Consider the following 21,986-nt stretch of genomic DNA (forward strand, 5'->3'; position numbering starts at 1 on the left):
TGTTATTGCTCCAACAGCAAGGTCTGGAGCGCCGCACGTCGCGCGGTGTCTTCGAGGCCCAGCGCGCGCAAGGTGGCGAGCGCGTCGCGCAACGCCTTGTCATTGCCGCGGGTGCCGGTGTGCAGCAGGCTCAGCACTTCAAGGATGCTTTCGCCTAAACGTCCCTGTTTCACCATGGCCAACAGATCGGCGCGCGGGGCTGCACCGGCAAAGGCATCATAGACCGCGCCTTGGATAATATCGGCAGGCCGGCCCGGTTTCACCTCGCCCATGGCAATTTGAGCGGCCAGATCAGCGCCATCCCCCTGTGCGGCAGTGGCTTCATAGGCTGGAGACAGTAACATAACCTCGCGGGCCATGCGCGCGGCCTTGCCGTCAAGCGCAAACCGCGAAAGCTGTTCGGCAAAAAGTTCGCTAAAAGCAACCGCCAGGCCGGCACCGTGCATGGCGCGCCAGACAGTGGGCAGGGTTTTAGTGACGGCATCCACACTACCGGAGGACAAAGCGGTTTCAAACCGCTGCAGGGCAAGGACCCGGTCCCACACCCCCCCTGACGCGGCGGCCTTGCGTTCCGAGTAAAGCCCCAGCAAGCGGTTGTCAGGCAGAGCACCGGCGCGGGTCAGGCGTTCGGCAGCTTCCAGCTGGGCTTTCCAACCGGCGACATCGCGCAGATCAGCCACCGCGTAGGCGCGGGGCAAGTTGGCCGTATTGACGGGTTCACCGATGGTTTCGAAAAGGCGGAAAGTAAGCGGGTCCATTTGGCGGGGCAAGACGGGCGGCGGCATATCTTCAAACCCTTCAGGGTCCAGAAACCGCTCCAGCAGGGCCAGCTGGTCATCCGGCAGGAGCTTGAGCGCTTTGGCCGTGCCAAGGGTCAGCGCCGCGTTATCCCATCGGCGCGCGCGCGCATCACAGAAAATGCGTGTGCCGTAATTTTGTGTCAGATGCGGCGCGGCGGCAAGCCGGTCACACGCGCGGTCTTCGGTGCCCGTTAACAGGCTGATTTGCATCCACAAATCAAAATGCGCCGGCGATGTCGTTACGCCCGCCTGTTCGATCAGGGACAAAGCCGGATCCAGCGCGCCGCGCTGCATCAGCTTTTGCGCCCGCGCTAGCGCCAGCGTGTCACCGGCCGTTGGATTGTTGCCCGGTGCCTGCGCTTCGCTCAGCAAAACAGTATAAAGCAGTGCTTGGGCGGCAGGCAGGTTGAGGTCAGGCAGTTTGTCGATTTTACTTTGCAGTTTGGCAATGTCGCTGCCCGACCACAGGTTCGCAGGCAAACCGGTGATCCGCGTGGGGACCAGCCCGATTTCACGCGCGCCACCAAGGGTTAGGGGCTGCACGGCGACGCTGGGCGCAAGTGCGTTTTTCGCCACGGCCGGTTCATCGATTTCCGGCTTGGCGGCAGGGCGGGCTTGTTCAGGGGGCGCTTGGGTGCCCAGCCAGTCAATGACTGACAATGGGCCTTGCGCCTGTGCGGCGAGCGGCGATGCCAACAGCGCGACAAGGGCGCCAAAAGTGAACCGGGTGCGCCACTGCGCTGCGCCGGTCGGTGCCACTTAATCAGCCCCCAGAGTCACGGGTTGGCGGATTTCCACCTGTGCGGGAGCAAATTCCGCCCCGAAAAACGGTCCCAGATAGGCAAAGCCGACAAGTGCTGCAAACCCCACAACGATAAGGAAAATCAGCAGCTTAATTAGTTTGCCCATGTTGAGTGCCTGTTTTTTTAAACCTGAGTTATGCAATCTATATATGGCCTTTTCGGCAAGATCACGTCATTCAGATAAAAATGAGCGGAATTGAGCAAACCATAGCCGATGACGGTGGGGCACCCGCCCGTTTCATCCTGAAAAAGACGATTGTCTTGGTGGGGATGATGGGGGCTGGCAAGACGGCGGTAGGCCGTGCGGTGGCTGCCAAACTGGGGGCACCGTTTCTGGACAGCGACGCCGAGATCGAGGCGGCGGCGAACCTGAGCGTGCCTGAAATATTCACCCGCGACGGCGAGGCGTTTTTTCGCAAACGCGAATCCGAAGTGATCGCGCGACTGCTGGACACGGCGCGCTGCATCCTGTCGACAGGGGGCGGTGCGTTTCTGGCGCAGGGCAACCGCGAGGTGATTTCCAAGCGGGGTGTATCGGTCTGGCTGAACGCCGAACTTGATCTGTTGTGGAACCGCGTACGGCACAAGGACACGCGCCCCTTGCTGCGGACCCGTGATCCGAAGGCGACGCTGAGAGCGTTGTACGAAGCGCGCGTCCCACTTTACAGCCAAGCCGATATTGCCGTGACCTGTGATCCGGCGCTTAGCATTGACGCGATGGCCCTGCGCGTGATCGAAGCTTTGGCCGACCGGCCCGATGTATTGGAGCGTATTGATGGTTGAAACCGTTCGTGTGGATTTGCCGGGCCGCGCCTATGATGTTGTCATTGGCCCTGATTTGTTGGCGCAGGCCGATGTCTATGTCGGGCCGATCTTGCATCGGCCCAAGGTGACTGTGATCACTGATGATCATGTTGGCGCGCTTCATCTCGAAACCCTCAAGGCGGGCTTGGCGAGATCTGGTATTGCGATGCAATCGCTTAGTCTGCCGCCCGGTGAAGCCACCAAGAACTGGTCCCAGCTTGAGCATTGTGTCGATTGGTTGCTGACCCAACAGGTCGAGCGCAGCGATGTGGTGATTGCATTTGGCGGCGGCGTGATTGGTGATCTTGTCGGATTTGCCGCGGCCATCCTGCGCCGTGGGGTGCGGTTTGTGCAGATCCCCACGTCGTTGCTGGCGCAGGTCGACAGTTCGGTGGGGGGCAAAACGGGGATCAATGCGACGCAGGGCAAAAACCTGATCGGCGCGTTCCACCAGCCCAGTCTGGTGTTGGCGGATACGGCTGTGCTGGGCACGCTTACGGCGCGGGATTTTCTGGCCGGTTACGGCGAGGTCGTGAAATACGGCATGCTCGGGGATGCGGTTTTTTTCGAATGGCTTGAGAAGAACGCCCCGGCGATGGCTGCCGGTGACATGGACGCACGGATCAAGGCCGTGCGCCGCTCGGTTGAAATGAAAGCCGAAATTGTGGTGCGTGACGAAACGGAGCAGGGGGACCGCGCCCTGTTGAACCTTGGTCATACATTCTGCCACGCGCTTGAGACGGCGACGGGCTATTCGGATCGCTTGTTGCACGGTGAAGGTGTGGCGATCGGCTGTGCGCTGGCGTTTGAACTGTCGTCGCGGTTGGGGCTTTGTGCGCAGGAAACGCCGAGCCGCGTGCGCGCGCATCTGCGCACCATGGGCATGAAAACAGACATTGCCGATATTGCCGGCGATCTGCCTGATTCCGAGGGGCTGCTGGCCTTGATGTCACAGGATAAAAAGGTCGTGGATGGTCAGTTGCGCTTTATTCTGGCGCGCGGAATCGGGCAGGCCTTTGTCACCTCCGATGTGCCGCGCGATGTGGTTCTGGGCGTATTGCAGGATGCGCTGAAAGACCGCTAGGCAAGCAACCGCCGGCCGTCGCGCATCAGTCGCGCCGCATCACCATCGCGAATTTGTCTTTTGATGAAAATCCAAGGGCTTCGTAAAACCCTGTCGCGCCGCGCCCCGTGCCCGTCATCAGCATCAGCTTATAAGCGTCAGCGTCCCAAGCCGCATCAATGGCACCCTGCATGACCAACCGGCCATAACCGCGCCGTTGGTGGCTGGCGCGGGTCACCACATTTTCGATCAACCCGTAGGGACGCCCGTCCCATAAAACATTGGGCAGCAGGTGCAGTGTCACCATTGCCGCCAGCTCCCGCCCGTCGAACACCCCGAAAACCTGCGTGCCGGGATGGTCCAGCACAACGGAAAAACCCGCCGTGCTTTGCGCCGGCGGGCCTACTGTAAGTTCATTGTAAAGGATCAGGGCCTGATCCGCATCCGAAGGAGTCAATCGCCGGAAAGCCCTGTTTTCCATCAGAACGGGATTTCGTCGTCCAGATCGCGGGAGCCACCGCCGCCGCCACCTTGAGAGGGGCCGCTGTCATAACCGCCACCGCCGCCTTGGCCGCCACCGTAACCGCCGCCACCGCCGCCGTAATCACCGCCGCCGCCGCTTTGGCCGCCGCCATAACCGCCGCCACCACCACCGCCGCCGTCGCGACCGTCAAGCATAGTCAGTGTGCCGCCAAACCCTTGCAACACCACTTCGGTCGAATATTTGTCAGCGCCCGATTGGTCCTGCCATTTGCGCGTTTGCAACTGGCCCTCAATGTAAACTTTCGAGCCCTTTTTCAGGTATTGCTCTGCGATCCGCACCAGACCTTCCTGAAAGATCGCCACTGAATGCCATTCGGTCTTTTCGCGGCGTTCACCGGTGTTGCGGTCTTTCCACGTTTCCGAGGTGGCAATCCGCAGGTTGCAGACCTTGCCGCCATTCTGGAACGACCGCACCTCGGGATCGCGCCCCAGATTGCCGATCAAGATCACTTTGTTTACTGAGCCAGCCATGTTTTCCCTCGTCCGTCTGTAAGTAAAGCTTTGCGAATCCGCCAAGCTGTCAGGTGTCGGGGTGTTATATCCGCCCTACCGGCGCCGGACCATCGGTTTATGCAGATTAGCGCAGGTTGCTGCCACGGCAGCGGCAATCTAACACTGGCGGCAAAAGCTATATCTGGTATAAGCAGCGCGAGGAAACGGGTACGGGTATCTTTGCAATGCGACTTTCGGGTGTTTTGGCGATGATCGCATCGCTTTCTATCGCGCTGGCAGGCGGTGCTGTGCAGGCCGAAGTCCTGTCTTCCAAGAACCGCACGTCGATCTTCAAGTCGCAATCCAAACTGCTCGACAACCGTGCATCCAAACAATACTCCGCCTCGGTCCGGCTTAAGCCGCCAACGGTAACCACGCCGACCAAATGGGACGTCGCGGCAGTGCCGAAATACCGTGGCAAATACAAAGGCCAGTTTCTGAACATGGCCAAATCCGCCGCATCCCGTCACGGGGTGCCGGTTGATCTGTTCTTGCGGCTGGTCCAGCAGGAAAGCAACTGGAACGCGGCCGCCGTCAGCCATGCAGGAGCAATCGGGTTGGCGCAATTGATGCCGGGCACCGCACGCCTGTTGCGGGTCGACCCGTCAGACCCCAAACAAAACCTTGAGGGTGGCGCGCGTTATCTCAAACAGCAGTACAAGACCTTCGGGTCATGGAAACTGGCGCTGGCCGCTTATAACGCGGGCCCCGGCGCGGTCAAAAAATATGGTGGCGTCCCACCGTATAAAGAAACCCGCAATTACGTGCGGATTATTGGCGGCAACTGACCCGCTGGCCCATACAAATTGAATGTCCTCGAAACGGGCTCCGATAATTTTCGGAACCTTTAGGGCTAGCTGTCCGTTACTCCGTCATACCGCACCGCAGAACATCTGCACCGCCGGAAGAAAATGAGTAAGGACGACAAAATGTTTGTAACGATGAAAAAGCTGACCCTCGCGACCACAGTAAGCGTAATGGCCCTGACGGGTGCTGCCCTTGCCGCCGACATGGACGGCGTTTCGGAAATCCGTGTTTCGACATCTTATGATGCAGCACAAGATTCCAACGCAGCCGAGCATTTCCCCGAAATCGCAACCGACGTACAGGTAGCCATCGCGAAACTGATCCCGAGTAGCAACAATGCCGCCGATCCGATCATTCGCGTCGACCTGCGCAAAGTCGCGCTTGACGGTGATACGATGCTGCCTGACTCCGCCGAATTCAACCAGCTTGAAGGTGTCGTAGCGATTGACACCAACACCGGTGAAGGCGGTCAAAGCTTCAAGGTCAATATTTTGGCCGCGACGGACCTGAATGCCGTGCCTGAAGGGTATATCGGCATCGCGCCCTCAACCGAGGATTTTTACAACGCGATGGTCGAAGGTTTCGCCCTGAACGTGGCCGAGCAATACGGCACCGTCAACGAAGCTGGCGGCAAAATTTCTAATTAACCAGTACTACTATTAACGATGATACGCGGTCCCCTGATGGGGGCCGCGTTTTTTATTCTGCTGCGACGGCAACTTCGATCACCGGCTCCATCTCGGCGAGCTTGTCCTCCGAGAGGTGGCATTTCACCTGATGCCCCTCGGCAATCATGCGGATGGGGGGCACTTCTTTTTCGCACAGGCCGCCGGGGACTTCCGATTTCCACCGGCAACGGGTCTGGAACGGGCAACCGGTCGGCGGGTTCATCGCTGACGGTATGTCGCCTTCCAGCACGATGTGCTTTTTCTTGACGCTGGTGTCGGCAATCGGCACGGCTGATAGCAGCGCTTCGGTGTAGGGGTGATAGGGCGGGCTGAAGACCTGATCCGTTGTTCCCAATTCGACCACATGCCCCAGATACATCACCATCACGCGGTCACTGAGGTAGCGCACGATCGACAGGTCATGCGAAATGAACAACAGCGTGGTTTTCTGTTCGCGTTGGATTTCCATCAACAGATCGGTCACCGCGGCCTGCACTGACACATCCAACGCGGAAACCGGTTCATCCGCCACCACAATACGGGCATCACCGGCAAAGGCGCGGGCAATGCCGACACGCTGTTTCTGCCCGCCGGACAGCTGGCGCGGCATGCGATTGGCAAATTCACGCGGCAGTTTCACCAGATCCAAAAGTTCCAGCATGCGCTGCCAGCGTTCTTTTTCATTTTTGCCGATTTTGAAGATTTCAAGCGCGCGCACAATCTGGCGCCCCACCGTCATCGACGGGTTCAATGTGTCAAAGGGGTTTTGAAAAACCATCTGCACATCGGCGACGTTCTGGGTGCTGCGATCCTCGATTGCAACATCGCCGATGTCCTGACCATCGAGCAATACCTGCCCCTCGGTCGCGGTTTCGAGCCCCATCAAAACTTTGGCAAAGGTGGATTTACCGCAGCCGGATTCCCCCACAATCGCCAATGTTTCGCTTTCGCGTGCTTCAAAACTCAACTCTTCGTTGGCCTTGACCACTTTGGTGCTGCCCCCGCCGAACATCGCGTTCGCCGCAACCTCGTAGTATTTTTTCAGCTTGTCGATCTTGAGAACAACGTCACCAACCGCGCCCTTGGTTTTGACCTCGGCCAGTTCCGGCGGTGCATTCCAGTCAATTTCGTCAAACTTCAAACAGCGCGTGTGATGACGGTCGTTGCCCTTGATCGATTCCATCGGAATGGCCGCCTGATCGCAACGTCCCGCTTCGAAATAGTCACACCGCGGGCCAAAGTTACAACCCGGCGGACGTTCGTGGGGCAGGGGGAAATTACCGGGAATGGCGATCAACGGGCGCGCGTTCTTGTCGGCACCGGGCAGCGGGATCGACCGGAATAGGGCCTGTGTATAAGGATGCTGCATCTCGTCAAACACATCTTCGATCGACCCGCGCTCCACCGCTTCACCCGAATACATCACACAAATCCGGTCGCAGGTTTCCAAGACCAGCCCAAGGTTATGCGAAATAAACAGCATCGAGGTGCCGTATTTCTTGCCAAGGTCTTTGACCAGCTCGACCACGGCCGCTTCCACGGTCACATCCAGTGCCGTTGTCGGCTCGTCCAAAATCAACAGCGACGGCTCTGACATCAATGCCATGGCAATCACAATGCGCTGTTGTTGCCCGCCCGAAAGCTGGTGTGGAAAGGAGTTCAGAATGCGCTTGGGGTCCGGCAGTTTCACATCCGTCACCACCATCAGGGCGCGGTCATAAGCGTCCTTTTCGGACATGCCGGCATGGATCATCGGCACTTCCATCAACTGCTTGCCGATCTTCATGGCAGGGTTCAGCGATGCCATGGGTTCCTGATAGATCATCGCAATTTCAGAGCCACGAATATCGCGCAATTCGTCATCCGACATCTCGCCCAGATCGCGTCCCTTGAACTTGATCGAGCCGCCCACGATGCGCCCGTTCTTGCCCAGATCCTGCATCACGCCCAGCGCAACCGTTGATTTGCCGCAGCCCGATTCACCTACCAACCCCAAGGCTTCGCCCGGCATCACCGAGGCCGAGAAATCCATCACCGCGGGGATTTCGCGCAACCGTGTGAAAAATGAAATGGACAGTTTGTCGATCTCAAGGATCGGTCCGTCATATGCTTCTTTAACCATCGTCTACTCCCTTTCGGCAAGGTCGCAACTGGGTGCGGTTCATCTTGCCTATAAATTTCGGGGTCCGGGGCGGGGCCCCGAACTGTTCCGACATCAGTCGCGCAGTGACTCCTCGCGAAGACCGTCCGCCAGCAGGTTCAGACCCAAAACGAGGCTCAACAAGGACAGGGCCGGCGCGATTGCCGCATGGGGGTACAAGGCCAGCAAACGCCGTCCTGCGTTGATCGTGCTGCCCCAGTCCGGGCTTTCACTTTCCAGTCCCAATCCGAAGAAACCGAGCGTCCCCAAAAGGATTGTGGTGTAGCCGATGCGCAAACAGAAATCGACGATCAGCGGGCCACGGGCGTTGGGCAGGATTTCCCACAACATGATGTACCACGGTCCCTCACCACGGGTTTGCGCCGCAGCAACATAGTCGCGCGTTTTGATGTCCAGCGCGAGGCCGCGCACAATGCGAAACACCGTAGGCGAGTTCACAAAGACCACCGCGACGAACACCACTAGAACACCGTCGTCGATGTCAAACCCGTCGAGAAACGCAGGCAGACCCCAGATTTTATCCGGCACCGCATAGCCATCAGTTGAGATCAGCGACAGATAGAGCCAGCCCAAAATGCCCAGCACGACGATCAACAAGGGCGTGCGGAACGAGGGTTGCGTGTAAAACCGCGAATTCAGCAGGATCGCCACAAAGATCAGGGGAAAGACAAACAGGAATATCGCCATATAGTTGGGGATGCCTGTCAGCACGATTTCCGGCGTGACCAGCAGATAGAACAACAAGATAACCGGAAAGGCGAGGATCAGGTTGGCGAGAAAGGACAGGACCGTGTCCAGTTTGCCGCCGTAATAGCCCGCGGGTAGCCCCAGCGTGATCCCGACCATAAAGGCAAAGATCGTGGCCATTGGCGCAATCTGAACGACCACCCATGACCCTTTGATCAAGCGGCTGAACACATCGCGTGCCAGATTGTCACCACCCAGCAAGAACCACTGGTAATCGCCTTCTTCGGCGCCGCGCAGCGGTGTGCCGGGCAATTTGTTTTTCATGCCAGACACCTGACTTAGGCTGTCATGGGTGATCAACATATCAAACAGACCGCCCATAATGCCGGTGAACACCCAGAACATGACGATGCCGAACCCGATCATCCCGACAGTGCTGTCAAACAGCTTGCCATAAAGGCCAAGCTTGCGTTTGTAGGTGATGGAAACCACAAATGTGACGATCAGCGCGATCCAGACCGGCAAAAACTGACGCGACATCCCGCCAAAAATGCCGGCTCCTGTGCCCATGATCACGCCCCCGACCAGATAAACCAGTACCAGTGCAACAGTGGCCAGGAACAGGTAACCGGTGATCATATTGATGAACCCGGATGCGCCTTTATCGGCGGCCAGACTGCCATCCGCACTGACTGCGCGGCTGCCCGAGGTAGGCACCAGACTGCCAAGTGTTGAAATTGCGATAGACAGGATCAGTAATCCGACCACGCCGTAGAAAATGAAGTTGAGCCCTGAAAGGGAGCCCGTCCATGTCAAAGGTTCCATGTCTGTGCCCTCCTTTAAGAGATACGAATGCGCGGGTTAAGGTAAACATAGCCGATATCGGAAATCAGCTGTGTCACCAGAACGACCGCGACCGAAACAACCGAAACCGCCAGCAGCAGTTCGATATCGTTGTTGCCTGCTGCCTGTACCAACAGCCATCCGAAACCTTTGTAGTTAAACAGGGTTTCGACAATGACCACGCCGTTCAGCAACCACGGAATTTGCAACATGATTACCGTAAATGGGGCGATCAGCGCATTGCGCAGCGCGTGTTTCAGAACAATATCTGAAAACTTGACCCCCTTAAGGCGCGCCGTACGGATGTATTGCGCTGTCATGACCTCGGCCATAGAGGCGCGGGTCATGCGCGCGATATACCCCATGCCGTAAAGCGAGATCGTCAACACCGGTAGAAAGAAATTCCAGAAGGTCGCGTCCTTCATGGCCGATGTGGCTGAGCCGAGAAACAGGGTTTTGCCGTCGATCCAGCCCCAGTCTGCCAGTATCGGCGAAAGGCCGAATTTGGAGGAGGCCAGCAACGCAATGAAAATCACACCGGATACATATTCAGGCGTGGCTGTCGTCGCGATCGAAAAGGTCGATAGCGACCGGTCCAGCTTTGATCCCTCGCGCATCCCGGCCAACACGCCGACGATCAGTGCCGAGGGCACCATCAGCAACAAAACACACAGCATCAATTTGCCCGTCAGTGCCAGTCTTGTTGCGACTGTCGATCCGACCTCTTCTTTAAAGACGGTCGAGAACCCCCAATCCCCCTGAATTACACCGCATCGTGTGGCGCGTTCGGCTTCGGGTGTTTCCGCGTCAAAACAGCGGCCGAATGTCTTGCCATCCTCTTTTTCAGTTACCCAACCGGGCATCACGCCCAGCCACTGGCCGAATTTGACGGGCAGGGGCTGTAGATACCCACGGTCGCCGAGATATGAGGTTACCGCCTCGTCGGACATCCGAAAGTTGCCTTGGGTCTTCGCGAGTTTTTCGAGGTTCGGATATAGATTGGTCAGCCAGAACACGATGAACGTCAGGCAGAGCGCCGTCAGCAACATCACGCCCAGCCTGCGCAAGATGAATATTCCCATGTGGTGCCCCTGTTGGTGGCCAGACAGGGTTGTCCCCGTCCGTATTATTGTTTGGCCGGTCGGCCTATTATTGTTTGCAAAGGTCGAAAGACCCTAGCGGCAGGATCAAAGCCGGTTTTGGACGTTCCCCCAATTTCCAGACGCCGCCGTGCCGTTTGGTCCGGCCAGTATGCGCAGCATCTTCGATCCCCTGTGGGCATGAGGCACAGGTTTGCGGGGAAGGTCAATGTCCACCACCGCCCGTTCAAAGGTTTTTTGCGACATCTTGGGATGTTAAAAACGACACTTTTTGCTGTGCCCATTGCGATCGTCGGGTCAAGAGTGGTTGCGCAGCTTGCTCGGGGGAAGTCCGGTATGTTGTTGAATAAAGCGGGTAAAATAGGCAGCTGAGCCGAAACCGAGGGAGCCTGCAATCTGTCGCGCGGGGTAAGGTGTTTGCGCCAACAGCATGCGCGCTTCATGCACTACACGTTCGGTGAGCAAATCTGCGGCGGTTTTACCTGTCGCCGCCTTGACTGCGCGGGTCAGGTGGGTTGGCGTTACGTCAAGGGCGGCGGCATAATCCGACATCGGCGCGCCGGTACGAAAGCGCTGCGCGAGCAACGCGCAGAACCGCGCGCTCAACCGCTGCGCTGCTGTCCGGCGGGCGGGGGCATGGGCCTCCTCCATCGTCTGGCGGCGCAACCAGACCGAAATCAGCGCGGCATGTCCTTCAAGCGCATCATTGCGTAGAGGCCGCGTGCCTTGATCTTCGCGTAGCCCCGCTTCAATCAGGCTTGTTAGTTCCGATTGCACCTGCACTTCGCGGATGCGCAGATGACGGGGCATCTCGGGCAAACGCAGATCGCAATCCGCGGGTAACATCACTACATGCCCGATGCTTTGGCGTCCAAGATCCAACGCAAACGTTGATCCGGCAGGCACGAACAGGGCGTTATGCGCGCCAATGCCACGCCGGATGCCGTCCAGCAATCCGCGCCCTTGTCCGCGCGTGATCCAGACCAGCACATGCGCGTCTTGATCATGCACCAACTGCCTGCGCCAATCGCCGCCCTGACTGAAATGCGCAAGGGTCTGAAACTGGATGTCTGAAGAAGTGGTTATCATGAAAATATTGCATAACCACAATTTGCGATGGGGTAAACTGCAAATTTGTGACGATTTGGGTTGATAAAAGGCAAGCGATCAGGGTGATAGTTTTTGCCAGTCCGCCATTTTGTTGCGCATCCATGTGCGTTGCCTTTTGGCAAAACGACGGGTGGCGATGACCGCTTGCTCTTTGGCCTCTTCCAGCGTGATCTGCCCGTCAAGATAGGCCATCAATTCGGGTACACCGATGGCGCGATGGGCGGGCAGGTTCGGCGCATAGTGAGGACGCACGGCCTCCGCCTCGGCCAGCGCTCCTTGGTCGATCATCATGTCAAACCGTTTGGCGATCCGTGCGTTCAACCAATCCTTGTCCACATCAAAAACGATGGGGTGACAGGCTGCCAAGGGCAGGGCCGCAGGGCCAGTCGCATCCTGCCACGAAGCCAGACCTTTGCCGGTGGCGGTCTGCACTTCCCATGCGCGTTGCGCCCTTGCACGGTTTTGCGTGTCGATCCGCGCCAGTGTTTCCCCGTCCAGCGCAGCCAGCAATGCAGACAAGGGCATGTCGTCGCCTTTGGCGCGGATTTCTGATGGCGTTTGCGGAATTTCGGCCAGGCCTTGTGTCAAAGCGGCGAAATACAGACCCGTACCGCCCGTGATGATCAAGCGCTGGCCCGATCCGAGAAGTGCCGTCACTTCGCGCAGCCAATGCCCCGTAGAATATGTGTCGTGTGCGCCAATATGACCATATAGCAGATGGGGCGCTTGGGCTTCTTCCGCCGGACTGGGGCGGGCCGTGATGATGCGCCAACAATCATAGACCTGCGACGCGTCGGCATTCACGATTACCCCGCCTTGGGCGGCGGCGATTTCCAAAGCCAATGCCGATTTGCCGCTGGCCGTTGGCCCTGCAATCAAGACGTGTTTTTCTGGTGAAATATCGCGTAATGGGTTAGAAAGATCGGCGGGTACTTGCATTTCTTATCCAACCCCTGTCAGTGCGCATTGAATCTGCCTCCTATTTGAGACAGTTTGCCCGAAATTGAAACACCCCTTCCCGAAAGGCGCCCGCCCCATGACCGCAGCCCCCTCCGAAGCGAGCTTTGACCGTGTGATGCTAAAAATCTCAGGGGAGGCGCTGATGGGAGATCAGGGCTTTGGCCTGCATCCGCCGACGGTTGAACGCATCGCACGCGAAGTGCAAAGCGTACATGAGCTAGGTGTTGAAATCTGTATGGTTATCGGCGGCGGCAATATCTTTCGCGGCTTGCAAGGCAGTGCGCAAGGGATGGAGCGGACGACAGCCGACTATATGGGCATGCTCGCCACCGTGATGAACGCCTTGGCCATGCAGTCATCGTTGGAAGGGCTGGGCATCCACACCCGCGTGATTTCCGCGATCACCATGAACGAAGTCGCAGAACCCTATATCCGCCGCCGCGCTGTGCGCCATCTTGAGAAAAAGCGCGTTTGCATTTTTGCTGCCGGCACCGGCAACCCCTATTTCACCACGGATACCGCCGCGACCCTGCGTGCCAACGAAATGTCGTGCAGCGCGATTTTCAAAGGCACCAAAGTCGACGGTGTCTACGACAAGGATCCGGCGAAATTCGATGACGCCAAACGCTATGACACGGTCAGCTATGACGATGTGTTGCAAAAGCGTCTGGGGGTCATGGATGCCTCGGCCATTGCGCTGGCGCGGGACAACAACCTGCCGATTATCGTATTTTCCCTGGACGAACCGGGCGGTTTCCGCGGCATCCTTGCGGGCGAGGGGACGTATACACGGGTTCAGGGCTAAACATATAGCGCATCGGTCGTCCTTGCACTGCAGGGCGACTTCTCCTTTAATCTGCGCACTTTTGCCGTTCTGGAATATGCCCGCGGTCCATGTGCCACAGCATCTGCGGATCGGGTTTGGCGTAACGCAAGGCGCCAAACCTATCGACAGTTGTGGAACGCGGCTGTGGGGGCTAGAAAGCAACAGGGCGAACCAACAAGACGGGCAATATACATGTCAGAAGATTTTATGCTGGATACCGACGACCTTGAGCGCCGGATGAACGGGGCCATCGCGTCACTCAGAACAGAATTTGCGTCATTGCGCACAGGGCGGGCGTCGGCCTCGATGCTTGAGCCGGTAATGGTAGACGCCTACGGCACGATGACGCCGATCAATCAGGTCGGGACCGTGAACGTTCCAGAACCACGGATGGTGACAATCAATGTGTGGGACAAGGGTCTGGTTGGTAAGGTTGAAAAAGCCATTCGCGAAAGCGGTCTGGGCATCAACCCGCAGCTGAACGGCACGATCATCATGCTGCCGATCCCCGAGTTGAACGAAGAACGCCGCACGCAGCTGACGAAAGTCGCCGGCACCTATGCTGAAAATGCGCGCGTTTCCATGCGCAACATCCGGCGTGATGGCATGGACCAGATCAAGAAAGCCAAGGCCGACGGAATGTCCGAGGATGACCAGAAAATCTGGGAAGCCGAGATGCAAGAAATGACCAATAAATTTACCAAGATGGTAGATGAACAGCTTGAGACCAAACAAGCCGAGATCATGCAGGTCTAAGCCAGCATCTTGAAAACCGTCCAGCGGAAGGTTTTGCTTGGTTAATGGGCGGAGCCCCGGATGGACACAAAGGAACAACCGCCAATGGCGCACTCTGCCTCCGACCCTTCGACGGATACCGAACCTACCGCGTATACTTCGCCCGAAACGGTTGACGGCTGCCCGCGCCACGTGGCGATTATTATGGATGGCAACGGTCGCTGGGCCACCCAGCGCGGGCGTCCGCGTCTGTTCGGGCATCACGCCGGTGCGAAACGGGTGCGTGAGATCGTGCAGGCTTGTCCCGATTTCGGCGTCAAGTATCTGACAGTGTTTGCGTTCTCGACAGAGAACTGGAAGCGCACGCAGGTCGAAGTTGCCGGCCTGATGAGCCTGTTTCGCCGCTATATCACCAAAGAGACCCGTCATCTGAGTGAACAAGGGGTGCGTGTGCGGTTCATCGGCGACCGGCTGCGGCTGGATGACAAGCTGATCCGGCTGATGAATGAGCTGGAAGACGCAACGGCAGGGAATGAAAAGGTCAACCTGACCATCGCCATCAACTACGGCGGGCGCGACGAGGTCGCCCGCGCCACACAACGTCTGGCCCAAGACGTGGCTGAGGGGCGGCTTGACCCTGCTGATGTGGATGAAGAAACGCTGCCAAGGTATTTGGATACTTGTGTTTTACCGGACCCGGACCTTGTGATCCGCACGAGCGGCGAGGCGCGGATATCGAACTTTCTGCTCTGGCAATCGGCTTATGCGGAGTATGAATTCATCGACACGCTGTGGCCTGATTTCAGTCGCGAAGAATTCGGCGCACTCTGTGCGTCATATGGCGGACGCGACCGCCGCTTTGGCGCGGTTAAGACATGAGCGGCAAGAATGGATAAATCTGTGAAAAACTGGACTGATCTGAAAGCCCGCGTCGGGGCGGGAATCGCCATGGTTGTGATCGGATTGGTCGGCATCGCATTCGGGGGGCATTTGTTTCACCTGCTCGTCGGCGTGATCTGCGGATTGATGGTTTGGGAACTTGTCGGCATGATCCGCCCCGGCGTTTTGCATCTTCAGCTGCAGCTGGGTGTGCTGGCAGGGGCGGCGGTATTCATTGCGCCCTATTTGCCTGTTTGGCTGGCTTTACTGATTTTCATGGCTTTTGTCGCATTTGGTATCAGCCAGTTTCGCATCAACCGGCGGTTATTCGCGGCCTTTGCAGGAATGATCCTTTTGGCGGGAATGTCCTTGATGCATTTGCGCGACTTTTACGGTTTCGGCTGGGAAATCTGGCTGGTGCTGGTTGTGGTTGTTACGGATATCGCAGGATATTTTGCGGGGCGTATGTTCGGGGGGCCGAAATTCTGGCCGGCGATCAGCCCCAAAAAGACATGGTCTGGCACGGTGGCGGGCTGGATTGGCGCGGCCCTTGTTGGTCTGGTATTTTCAATCAACACCGGCGTGGGGTTCCAGCTGGTGATTGTTTCCATGCTCATCGCGCTTGCGTCGCAGATGGGTGATATCGCGGAGTCTGCGCTGAAACGCAAAATGGGGGTGAAGGACAGCTCAACCCTGATCCCGGGTCATGGTGGTCTGATGGACCGGTTTGACGGGATGTTGGGGGCCGCGCTGTTCCTGCTGGTGCTTAGCCCGTTTGTCGGTTTTCCCGCGGGCCTGAACTGATCTATGCGGCGTGTCAGTATTTTAGGGGCCACAGGCTCGATCGGGCAGAATACGATTGATCTGATTTTGCGCGACCCCGGTGCGTATGATGTGGTTGCGCTGACCGGTGCTGGCAATATTGCAAGATTGGCCAAGGATGCCATTGCGCTGGACGCTGAAATCGCGGTCACTGCACATGATCACCTGCTGGGTGATCTGCGCGATGCCCTGCGCGGGTCGAATGTAAAGGCCGCGGCGGGCGCTGCGGCGATCACCGAAGCCGCGAGCCGTCCGGCCGATTGGGTCATGTCCGCGATTGTCGGTGCTGCGGGGCTGGCACCTGGCCTTGCGGCGCTGCAACAAGGCACCAATCTGGCGCTGGCCAACAAGGAATCGCTGGTTTGCGCTGGCGCGTTGGTGCTGAACACCGCGCGCGATCATGGTGCACATATCATGCCTGTCGACTCGGAGCATTCAGCCATTTTTCAGGCGATGATCGGCGAAGATATTGGTGCGGTTGAACGGATCATCATCACGGCAAGTGGGGGTGCGTTTCGCGACTGGCCGATTGAAAAGCTGGCAGAGGCGACGCTGGAACAAGCCTCGCAACATCCGAACTGGGCCATGGGTCAGCGGATTACCATCGATTCCGCGTCGATGTTTAATAAGGCGATGGAAGTGATTGAAACGCATGAATATTTTTCGTTTCCACCGGACCAAATCGAAGTTCTTGTGCACCCTCAATCTATGGTTCACGCGTTGGTTGGGTTCAACGATGGTGCGCTAATGGCTCATGTGGGCCCGCCCGATATGCGCCACGCCATCGGGTTTGCGCTCCATCATCCGCAGCGGCGCAAACTGCCGGTGGAACGCCTTGATCTTGCGGCGATCGGCACCTTCGAGTTTCACAAACCGGACGAGACCCGCTGGCCGGCGCTGCGCCTTGCGCGTGACACCATGCGCGCGGGGGGCATGATGGGCGCGGTGTTCAACGCAGCCAAGGAAGCCGCGCTGGACGGGTTCATCGCGGGACAGATCAATTTTGTGCAAATGGCCGAAGTGGTCGAGGATACCTTAACCGCCTTCGATGCGTCGAGCGGCCATATTGATGCCACCATGACCCTTGATAACGTGCTGCAAATAGACCATCTCGCACGCAAGGCGGCATGGGACGCCATTCACAAAAGAGCAGGGTAGAGAATTGGATATTGTTGGGCTGATACCGCAATTTGGCGGGTTGATCTGGACGTTGTTGGCGTTTGTGGTTGCCTTGTCTGTGATTGTCGCCATCCACGAATACGGCCACTATATCGTGGGCCGTTGGTGCGGGATCAAGGCAGATGTGTTTTCGCTGGGCTTTGGTCCGGTGCTATGGTCGGGCACGGACAAACATGGCACGATCTGGCAGATCGCTGCGTTGCCGTTTGGCGGTTATGTCAAGTTCGCGGGCGATGCCAATGCGGCGTCCGGTAAGGATGATGCGGCGATGGCAGCAGTGGCCGACGATCCCAAAGCGGCCCGTCACACGATGCACGGTGCCCCCTTGTGGGCACGCACGCTGACGGTTGCCGCAGGTCCGGTGTTCAACTTTGCGATGTCGATCCTGATCTTTTTCGCAGTTGCTTTCAGCACGGGTGTTGCACGGGATCCACTGACAGTCGGGGACATCCGCGCTTTGCCACAGGGCGCAGGGGAATTGCAGGTAGGGGACGAGATCGTCGCCGTAGAGGGCGGCGCAATCCCGAAAGAAGACCCCGCATATAGCAACTTTGTCGATGCTTTGCCTAAAACGCCGACCTTGACATACGATGTGCGCCGCGACGGCCGCGACATATCTGTGGACGGGCCATATTTGTTGCCGCCCGTGGTCTTGCAGGTGATGCCGCAGTCAGCGGCCATTGCCGCCGGGTTGCAATCGGGCGATGTGATCACCGGTATTGACGATGCACCGGTCAGCGCCTTCAGCCAGTTAAAAGATGCCGTAGAAAGTTCGGATGGTGCGCCGCTTGCCCTGAAGGTTTGGCGCGATGGTGACACGCTGGACGTCACACTGACACCAAAGGTGGTGGACGAACCGCAAGCGGACGGATCATTCCAGCGGGCGTTGCGCATCGGCATTGCCGGCGGCATGGCGTTTGAAGCGGCCACAGACACACCAGGCGTCGGCGAAGCCTTGTCCGGCGGCGTGCAGAACACATGGCGCATCATCACGGGATCCCTGTCCGGTCTGCGCGAAATGATCGTCGGCAACATAAGCACCTGTAATCTGAGCGGGCCGGTTGGCATTGCCCAGACCTCGGGGGCGATGGCCAGTCAGGGAGCACAATCGTTCATCTACTTCATTGCGGTGCTCAGCACGGCGGTGGGCCTGTTGAACCTGTTCCCGATCCCCGCGCTGGATGGCGGACATCTGGTGTTTTTCGCCTACGAGGCCGTGACCGGCAAGCCGCCCAGCGACAAGGCACTGAGAGTCCTGATGACGATCGGCCTGACGATGGTGCTGTCGCTGATGGTCTTTGCCCTCGGGAATGATCTTTTCTGTCCGTAAGGGCAGGGCCAAAACTATTTGCTGTGGCCAATTGATTTCTATTTATTTCAATTGGCCACAGTTTCGCCACATTTCGTCAAAATCGTGCCCAAATCCTTTGCTAGGAAAAATCCAACTTAAAGGATTTTCGCCATGCAAACCATTCAAAGCTCTTATCGCGGCCTTAGCCTTTTGATGGATCTCAACTGGGATCGTGTGCTCTATGTTGGCACGATCTGTGTTGCCTTGGCAGCAGGTGCCTTTCTGGGAACGCTTTAGGCTTTCCACGACCCACTGCATGATGTTTCGGCTTTGATTGGCACTGCTTGATGTAGTGCCTTTTCGGCTTTGCGGGTTTTGACAAACCGGCCATCCTGACGTAGTCAGAAGCCTAATGAAGTCTAAAGATTGGGTTGAAACCATGAGACTGAGCACGTGGGGCGCAGTGCCTTTCTATCAGGTAAAAACATCGACACTTGGCAAGCTGGCACGCAGTGCTTCGGTTTGCGCATTGTTATCAGTGGCTTGGGTTGCATCATCGGTGCCGGCGCAGGCCCAGCAATACCAGTTCAATTCAGTCCAGATTAATGGCAACGACCGGATCGGCGACGCGGCCATCCTGCGCAGTGCAGGAATCAGTCGCGGGCAGACGATCTCCGGCGGTCAGCTGAATGACGCCTATCAGAAATTACAGAACTCGGGCCTGTTCGAAAGCGTAGAGATCGAGCCACGCGGCGGCACGCTGGTGATTTCCGTTGTCGAGCTGCCGACATTGAACCGCGTGCGCTTTGAGGGCAACAAGCGGATCAAGGATGAAGCGCTTGAGCAATTGATCGGATCCACGGAGCGGCGGGTGTTCAATCCCTCGCAAGCCGAAGCGGATGCCGCTGCCATTGCCGAAGCCTATAATTCCGAAGGGCGGATCGCGGCCCGCGTTCAGCCGCGCATCATCCGACGCGACCAGAACCGCGTCGATCTGGTGTTTGAGATTTTCGAAGGGGATAACGTCGAAATCGAACGGTTGAGCTTTGTCGGCAACCGCAAATACTCCGACCGCCGTCTGCGCCGTGTCCTTGGTACCAAACAGGCCGGTTTTTTCCGCCGTCTGGTCAAGCGTGACACCTTCCGCGAGGGGCAGGTCGACGTGGACAAGCAATTGTTGCGCGATTTTTACCTCTCGCGCGGTTATGTCGACATGCGCACCTCCGCGGTGAACGGCGAATTGACCGAGGAACGCGACGGTTTCTTTGTCTCTTACAACATCACCGAAGGGCAGCAGTTCAAGTTCGGTGAGGTCTCGGTGGTATCGGAAATGCCCGGTGTCGACGCCGAAGCCTACCGTAAGATTGTTAAAATCCGCCCCGGTGTCATCTATTCGCCGACCTTGGTCGAAGCCGACATCGCCCGCTTGGAACGGCAGGCGATCCGCGATGGGGTTGATTTCATGCGGGTTGAACCGCAGGTCACCCGTAATGATCGTGATCTGACGCTTGATGTGTCCTATGTCATCAGCCGCGGACAGCGTGTTTTTGTCGAGCGGATTGACATCGAAGGTAACACAACAACGCTGGACCGTGTCATCCGCCGCCAGTTCGACAGTGTCGAAGGGGATCCGTTCAATCCGCGCGAAATCCGTCAGGCGGCCGAGCGCATCCGCGCGTTGAACTATTTTGAAACGGCGGAAGTGAACGCCCGCGAGGGATCAAGCGGCGAGCAAGTCGTTGTCGACGTGGATGTGGTGGAAAAGCCAACGGGCGCGTTGAACTTTGGTGGCTCGTTTTCGAACAATGACGGCATCGGTGTCGCGGTCAGCTTCGCCGAGGAAAACTTCCTTGGACGGGGGCAGAAACTGTCGCTTTCCATCTCCACCGCCGAAGACGCGACACGCTACGGCATCAACTTTGTCGAACCTGCGCTTCTGGGGCGTGATCTGGCCTTTGGCCTGAACATTGATTATGCGGAAACCAATTCCAGCTATGCCAGCTATGACACTGAACGGTTGATCATCCAGCCGTCCTTGACCTTCCCGGTCAGTGAAAACGGCCGCTTGTCGCTGCGTTACACGGCAGAGCAGATTGATCTGTTGGAACGTGATCCGATTGAAAACGGTCTGACCATTGCCGGTGATATTGCGGCGGACCCGCAGATTTCATCCTCCATCGGGTACGAATATACCTATGACACCCGGCGCAGCGGGCTGGATCCGACGTCAGGCGTGCTGTTCCAGTTCAGTCAGGACTTTGCCGGTCTGGGCGGCGACAGCAAATACATCAAAACGGTTGCCAAGGTTACCGGTGAAAAGCGCGTCTTTAACGAAGACGTGACGCTGCGCGCGACCCTCGAAGGGGGCGCGTTGGCGTGGCAGGATGGCACCAACCGTGTGGTTGACCGTTTCCTGTTGGGCCCGTCCATCATTCGCGGCTTTGAACCGGGCGGTATTGGTCCGCGTGACACGAGCGGCACGTCGAATGACCCGTTGGGTGGTAACCTTTATGTCGCGGCCCGCTTTGAGGCGGAATTCCCGCTGGGTCTGCCGGAAGAATACGGCATTTCAGGCGGCGTGTTTTATGACGTTGCCAACCTATGGGATCTGGATGATGTGAACCTGAACGGCGGCAATATCCAGGGCGAGGCCGGATCCTTCCGCCACGTTGTCGGTGTGTCCCTTTTCTGGACCACGCCGGTCGGGCCGTTGCAGTTCAACTTCTCCAAAGCGCTTCAAAGCGAAGATTTTGACGAAGAGCAATCTTTCGAGATCACGCTGCGCACCCAGTTCTAAAGGATGCGGCGCTTTGCGCGAAGTGTGGCTTTTGCGCTGGCTCTGATCGGGCCGGCGCAGATCGTGTCAGGGCAGGCGGTGCAGGCCCAACGGGCCGGCGGTGACACTGGGCTGGATCGGGGCAGTATCGTCAGTGCGGTGCTGACAATCGATTCCGACCGTCTGTTTCTGGACAGTGATTTCGGCAAGCGCGTTGTCGCCGAGGTCGAAGCGAAGGGCGCTGTTCTGGCCACTGAAAACCGCAAGATCGAAGCGGATCTTGAAGCCGAAGAGAAACGCCTGACAACAGTGCGAGCGACCATGTCGCCGGAAGAATTCCGTACCCTCGCCAATGAATTCGACGAGAAGGTTCAACAGACCCGACAGGTTCAGGCCACCAAGGGGCGTGCGCTGAACGCGCTGCTTGATCAGGAACGCGAAGTTTTTGAACGCGCCGCAGCGCCGGTATTGGAACGTTTGATGCGCAGCGCAGATGCGGCGGTGATCCTTGATCTGCGCGCGGTGTTTGTCAGCGCTTCGGCGATCGAGATCACCGATGATGCCATATCGTTGCTGAATGAAACATTGGGCAGCGGTGCGCAGTGAGCCACTGCTTGCCCGACTGGGGCGAAGTTGA

22 protein-coding genes are annotated in these 21,986 nt (G+C 57.8%); 13 read left to right on the forward strand and 9 right to left on the reverse strand.

Going from position 1 to position 21,986, the window contains the following annotated elements:
- Positions 1 to 2: 2 nt before the first annotated feature.
- Together Z947_RS0112315 and Z947_RS22225 are read right to left on the reverse strand one after the other, a co-directional pair.
- Positions 3 to 1,559, reverse strand: a complete 1,557-nt coding sequence (locus Z947_RS0112315) for a hypothetical protein (protein WP_025044603.1) — start codon at positions 1,557 to 1,559, stop codon at positions 3 to 5.
- Entirely contained in the window at positions 1,560 to 1,709 is a 150-nt protein-coding gene (locus Z947_RS22225) for a hypothetical protein (protein WP_169737474.1), read from the reverse strand. It lies immediately after the preceding gene.
- Between the two features lie 80 nt (positions 1,710 to 1,789).
- Between Z947_RS22225 and Z947_RS0112325 the strand changes: the two genes are divergently transcribed.
- Entirely contained in the window at positions 1,790 to 2,386 is a 597-nt protein-coding gene (locus Z947_RS0112325) for a shikimate kinase (protein ID WP_025044604.1), read from the forward strand.
- Positions 2,379 to 3,491, forward strand: a complete 1,113-nt coding sequence (gene aroB, locus Z947_RS0112330) for a 3-dehydroquinate synthase (RefSeq protein ID WP_025044605.1) — start codon at positions 2,379 to 2,381, stop codon at positions 3,489 to 3,491. Before Z947_RS0112325 ends, aroB begins: the two co-directional genes overlap by 8 nt.
- A gap of 25 nt (positions 3,492 to 3,516) precedes the next feature.
- Here the strand turns inward: aroB and Z947_RS0112335 are convergent, their stop codons facing one another.
- Both Z947_RS0112335 and Z947_RS0112340 read right to left on the reverse strand, forming a co-directional pair.
- Positions 3,517 to 3,927, reverse strand: a complete 411-nt coding sequence (locus Z947_RS0112335) for a GNAT family N-acetyltransferase (RefSeq protein WP_162171872.1) — start codon at positions 3,925 to 3,927, stop codon at positions 3,517 to 3,519.
- A 23-nt stretch (positions 3,928 to 3,950) separates the two neighbouring features.
- Entirely contained in the window at positions 3,951 to 4,484 is a 534-nt protein-coding gene (locus Z947_RS0112340; RefSeq protein ID WP_025044607.1) for a single-stranded DNA-binding protein, read from the reverse strand.
- Between the two features lie 206 nt (positions 4,485 to 4,690).
- Between Z947_RS0112340 and Z947_RS0112345 the strand changes: the two genes are divergently transcribed.
- Entirely contained in the window at positions 4,691 to 5,293 is a 603-nt protein-coding gene (locus tag Z947_RS0112345) for a lytic transglycosylase domain-containing protein (RefSeq protein ID WP_037938887.1), read from the forward strand.
- Between the two features lie 141 nt (positions 5,294 to 5,434).
- Positions 5,435 to 5,959, forward strand: a complete 525-nt coding sequence (locus Z947_RS0112350) for a hypothetical protein (protein ID WP_025044609.1) — start codon at positions 5,435 to 5,437, stop codon at positions 5,957 to 5,959.
- Between the two features lie 52 nt (positions 5,960 to 6,011).
- Here Z947_RS0112350 and Z947_RS0112355 read toward each other — a convergent pair whose 3' ends face one another.
- The 5 genes from Z947_RS0112355 to miaA form a co-directional block, all read right to left on the reverse strand.
- On the reverse strand, positions 6,012 to 8,102 hold the full coding sequence (locus Z947_RS0112355; RefSeq protein ID WP_025044610.1) for a dipeptide ABC transporter ATP-binding protein: 2,091 nt from the start codon (positions 8,100 to 8,102) through the stop codon (positions 6,012 to 6,014).
- Between the two features lie 93 nt (positions 8,103 to 8,195).
- Positions 8,196 to 9,653, reverse strand: a complete 1,458-nt coding sequence (locus Z947_RS0112360) for an ABC transporter permease (protein WP_025044611.1) — start codon at positions 9,651 to 9,653, stop codon at positions 8,196 to 8,198.
- A gap of 14 nt (positions 9,654 to 9,667) precedes the next feature.
- On the reverse strand, positions 9,668 to 10,753 hold the full coding sequence (locus tag Z947_RS0112365; protein ID WP_025044612.1) for an ABC transporter permease: 1,086 nt from the start codon (positions 10,751 to 10,753) through the stop codon (positions 9,668 to 9,670).
- Between the two features lie 315 nt (positions 10,754 to 11,068).
- Positions 11,069 to 11,860, reverse strand: coding sequence for an AraC family transcriptional regulator (locus Z947_RS0112370; protein ID WP_025044613.1), 792 nt, complete (start codon positions 11,858 to 11,860; stop codon positions 11,069 to 11,071).
- A gap of 78 nt (positions 11,861 to 11,938) precedes the next feature.
- A complete protein-coding gene (miaA, locus tag Z947_RS0112375; RefSeq protein WP_025044614.1) occupies positions 11,939 to 12,820 on the reverse strand; it encodes a tRNA (adenosine(37)-N6)-dimethylallyltransferase MiaA in 882 nt (293 codons plus the stop codon).
- Positions 12,821 to 12,917: 97 nt separating this feature from the next.
- Here miaA and pyrH point away from each other — a divergent pair, with 97 nt between their 5' ends.
- The 9 genes from pyrH (at position 12,918) to Z947_RS0112420 (ending at position 21,955) form a co-directional block, all read left to right on the forward strand.
- Positions 12,918 to 13,646, forward strand: coding sequence for a UMP kinase (gene pyrH / locus Z947_RS0112380; RefSeq protein WP_025044615.1), 729 nt, complete (start codon positions 12,918 to 12,920; stop codon positions 13,644 to 13,646).
- A gap of 213 nt (positions 13,647 to 13,859) precedes the next feature.
- Positions 13,860 to 14,423, forward strand: a complete 564-nt coding sequence (gene frr, locus Z947_RS0112385) for a ribosome recycling factor (protein ID WP_025044616.1) — start codon at positions 13,860 to 13,862, stop codon at positions 14,421 to 14,423.
- An 84-nt stretch (positions 14,424 to 14,507) separates the two neighbouring features.
- On the forward strand, positions 14,508 to 15,281 hold the full coding sequence (gene uppS, locus Z947_RS0112390) for a polyprenyl diphosphate synthase (RefSeq protein WP_025044617.1): 774 nt from the start codon (positions 14,508 to 14,510) through the stop codon (positions 15,279 to 15,281).
- Positions 15,282 to 15,290: 9 nt separating this feature from the next.
- Positions 15,291 to 16,085, forward strand: a complete 795-nt coding sequence (locus Z947_RS0112395; protein ID WP_025044618.1) for a phosphatidate cytidylyltransferase — start codon at positions 15,291 to 15,293, stop codon at positions 16,083 to 16,085.
- 3 nt (positions 16,086 to 16,088) lie between these two features.
- The gene (gene dxr / locus Z947_RS0112400) at positions 16,089 to 17,261 is read left to right on the forward strand and encodes a 1-deoxy-D-xylulose-5-phosphate reductoisomerase (protein ID WP_025044619.1); all 1,173 of its coding nucleotides are present in this window, start codon (positions 16,089 to 16,091) and stop codon (positions 17,259 to 17,261) included.
- A gap of 4 nt (positions 17,262 to 17,265) precedes the next feature.
- Positions 17,266 to 18,612, forward strand: coding sequence for an RIP metalloprotease RseP (gene rseP / locus Z947_RS0112405; protein ID WP_025044620.1), 1,347 nt, complete (start codon positions 17,266 to 17,268; stop codon positions 18,610 to 18,612).
- Positions 18,613 to 18,744: 132 nt separating this feature from the next.
- Positions 18,745 to 18,870 (forward strand): hypothetical protein, encoded by a 126-nt coding sequence (locus Z947_RS22465; protein WP_268777948.1) that lies wholly within the window; start codon positions 18,745 to 18,747, stop codon positions 18,868 to 18,870.
- 142 nt (positions 18,871 to 19,012) lie between these two features.
- Positions 19,013 to 21,370 carry an outer membrane protein assembly factor BamA gene (gene bamA / locus Z947_RS0112415; protein WP_025044621.1) on the forward strand — a complete coding sequence of 786 codons (2,358 nt, stop codon included), beginning with the start codon at positions 19,013 to 19,015 and terminating at the stop codon, positions 21,368 to 21,370.
- 24 nt (positions 21,371 to 21,394) lie between these two features.
- Positions 21,395 to 21,955 carry an OmpH/Skp family outer membrane protein gene (locus tag Z947_RS0112420; protein ID WP_240477534.1) on the forward strand — a complete coding sequence of 187 codons (561 nt, stop codon included), beginning with the start codon at positions 21,395 to 21,397 and terminating at the stop codon, positions 21,953 to 21,955.
- Positions 21,956 to 21,986: the final 31 nt, after the last annotated feature.

This window comes from Sulfitobacter geojensis (assembly GCF_000622325.1).
In the GTDB taxonomy this organism is placed as follows: domain Bacteria; phylum Pseudomonadota; class Alphaproteobacteria; order Rhodobacterales; family Rhodobacteraceae; genus Sulfitobacter; species Sulfitobacter geojensis.

Bases quoted from the DNA above. Each gene is read 5' to 3' on its own strand.
- Z947_RS0112340 (WP_025044607.1), bottom strand. From the start codon at position 4,484: ATGGCTGGCTCAGTAAACAAAGTGATCTTGATCGGCAATCTGGGGCGC.
- Z947_RS22465 (WP_268777948.1), top strand. From the start codon at position 18,745: ATGCAAACCATTCAAAGCTCTTATCGCGGCCTTAGCCTTTTGATGGAT.
- Z947_RS0112345 (WP_037938887.1), top strand. From the start codon at position 4,691: ATGCGACTTTCGGGTGTTTTGGCGATGATCGCATCGCTTTCTATCGCG.
- aroB (WP_025044605.1), top strand. From the start codon at position 2,379: ATGGTTGAAACCGTTCGTGTGGATTTGCCGGGCCGCGCCTATGATGTT.
- dxr (WP_025044619.1), top strand. From the start codon at position 16,089: ATGCGGCGTGTCAGTATTTTAGGGGCCACAGGCTCGATCGGGCAGAAT.
- Z947_RS0112350 (WP_025044609.1), top strand. From the start codon at position 5,435: ATGTTTGTAACGATGAAAAAGCTGACCCTCGCGACCACAGTAAGCGTA.
- Z947_RS0112370 (WP_025044613.1), bottom strand. From the start codon at position 11,860: ATGATAACCACTTCTTCAGACATCCAGTTTCAGACCCTTGCGCATTTC.
- Z947_RS0112360 (WP_025044611.1), bottom strand. From the start codon at position 9,653: ATGGAACCTTTGACATGGACGGGCTCCCTTTCAGGGCTCAACTTCATT.
- Z947_RS0112355 (WP_025044610.1), bottom strand. From the start codon at position 8,102: ATGGTTAAAGAAGCATATGACGGACCGATCCTTGAGATCGACAAACTG.
- Z947_RS0112325 (WP_025044604.1), top strand. From the start codon at position 1,790: ATGAGCGGAATTGAGCAAACCATAGCCGATGACGGTGGGGCACCCGCC.
- frr (WP_025044616.1), top strand. From the start codon at position 13,860: ATGTCAGAAGATTTTATGCTGGATACCGACGACCTTGAGCGCCGGATG.
- pyrH (WP_025044615.1), top strand. From the start codon at position 12,918: ATGACCGCAGCCCCCTCCGAAGCGAGCTTTGACCGTGTGATGCTAAAA.
- Z947_RS0112395 (WP_025044618.1), top strand. From the start codon at position 15,291: ATGGATAAATCTGTGAAAAACTGGACTGATCTGAAAGCCCGCGTCGGG.
- Z947_RS0112365 (WP_025044612.1), bottom strand. From the start codon at position 10,753: ATGGGAATATTCATCTTGCGCAGGCTGGGCGTGATGTTGCTGACGGCG.
- uppS (WP_025044617.1), top strand. From the start codon at position 14,508: ATGGCGCACTCTGCCTCCGACCCTTCGACGGATACCGAACCTACCGCG.
- Z947_RS22225 (WP_169737474.1), bottom strand. From the start codon at position 1,709: ATGGGCAAACTAATTAAGCTGCTGATTTTCCTTATCGTTGTGGGGTTT.
- bamA (WP_025044621.1), top strand. From the start codon at position 19,013: ATGAGACTGAGCACGTGGGGCGCAGTGCCTTTCTATCAGGTAAAAACA.
- miaA (WP_025044614.1), bottom strand. From the start codon at position 12,820: ATGCAAGTACCCGCCGATCTTTCTAACCCATTACGCGATATTTCACCA.